The 1337-nt window shown below is 76.1% G+C and carries 2 protein-coding genes; both read left to right on the plus strand.

Annotated features, from left to right (window positions below):
- Window positions 1-1120 (plus strand): GTP 3',8-cyclase MoaA (moaA, locus tag ABD220_RS17980; protein ID WP_425552591.1); only part of this gene is annotated, 1120 nt, incomplete at its 5' end.
- A 7-nt stretch (window positions 1121-1127) separates the two neighbouring features.
- The coding region (locus tag ABD220_RS17985; protein ID WP_344124868.1) for a MoaD/ThiS family protein at window positions 1128-1337 on the plus strand (210 nt) is incomplete at its 3' end.

The raw sequence follows: 1337 nt of genomic DNA on the forward strand, positions 1-1337 counted from the left end.
GAGCGTTTCCCTGGGACTTCCGCAGATCCGCAGTGCCGGACCGGCGCCGAGCGGCGCCCCGGCCGGGGCCGGGCTGGTGGACCGGCACGGGCGCCGGGCCACCGATCTGCGGCTGTCGGTGATCGACAAGTGCAATCTGCGCTGCACCTACTGCATGCCCGCCGACGGCCTGCCCTGGCTGCCCGCCGCCCAGCTGATGACCCCGGCCGAGATCGCCCGGATCGTGCGCGTGGGCGTGGCCGAACTCGGCGTCACCGAGCTGCGCCTGACCGGCGGGGAACCCTTGGTCCGCCGTGACCTCGAGGACATCGTCGCCGGGATCCGGGCCACCCACCCGGGCCTGCCGGTCTCCCTGACCACCAACGGCCTCGGCCTGGCCACCCGCGCCCGGGCCCTGGCCGAGGCCGGACTGAGCCGGATCAACATCTCCCTGGACAGCCTCGACGCCGAGACCTTCCGGGCCCTCGCCCGCCGGGACCGGCTCGCCGAGGTGCTGGCCGGGGCCGAGGCCGCCGCCGCGGCCGGGCTGGCCCCGGTGAAGATCAACGCGGTGCTGATGCGCGGGATCAACGACCACGAGGCCCCCGACCTGCTCGCCTGGGCGCTCGAGCGCGGCTTCGCGCTGCGCTTCATCGAGCAGATGCCCCTGGACGCCGACCACGGCTGGACGAGGGCGGACATGGTCACCGCCGCCCAGATCCGCCACCGCCTGGACACCCGGTTCCGGCTCGCCCCGCACCCCGGGGAACGTGCCGGCGCCCCGGCCCAGCTGTGGGACGTGCACCCCCGCACCGCCACCGCGGAAGCCCCCGCGGCGCACGGCGCCCCGGACGAGCCGCTGGGCACCGTGGGGATCATCGCCTCGGTCACCGAGCCCTTCTGCGCCGAGTGCAAGCGCACCCGGATCACCGCCGAGGGCAGGATCCGCTCCTGCCTGTTCTCCCACGAGGAGACCGAGCTGCTGCCGCTGCTGCGCGCCGGGGCCACCGACGCGCAGCTGGCCGAGCGCTGGCGGGCGGCGATGTGGGCGAAACCGGCCGCCCACGGCATGGACCACACCGGGCTGGACTCCCCCGACTACGTCCAGCCGGCCCGCTCGATGAGCGCGATCGGGGGCTGAGCCGGTGGTGCTGATCCGCTACTTCGCCGCCGCCCGGGCCGCGGCCGGCACCGAGGCCGAGACCCTGGAGGTCCCCGCCGGCCGCTCCTGCACCCGCAGGGAGGTGGAGGCCCTGCTGGTCCGGGACCACCCGCAGCCGCCGCCCGGGCAGCCGCCGCTGGGCCAGGTGCTGGCCCGCTCCAGCTTCCTGCTCGACGGCCTGGCCTGCCCCGACCCC

The organism is Kocuria aegyptia (genome assembly GCF_039530085.1).
Lineage (GTDB): Bacteria > Actinomycetota > Actinomycetes > Actinomycetales > Micrococcaceae > Kocuria > Kocuria aegyptia.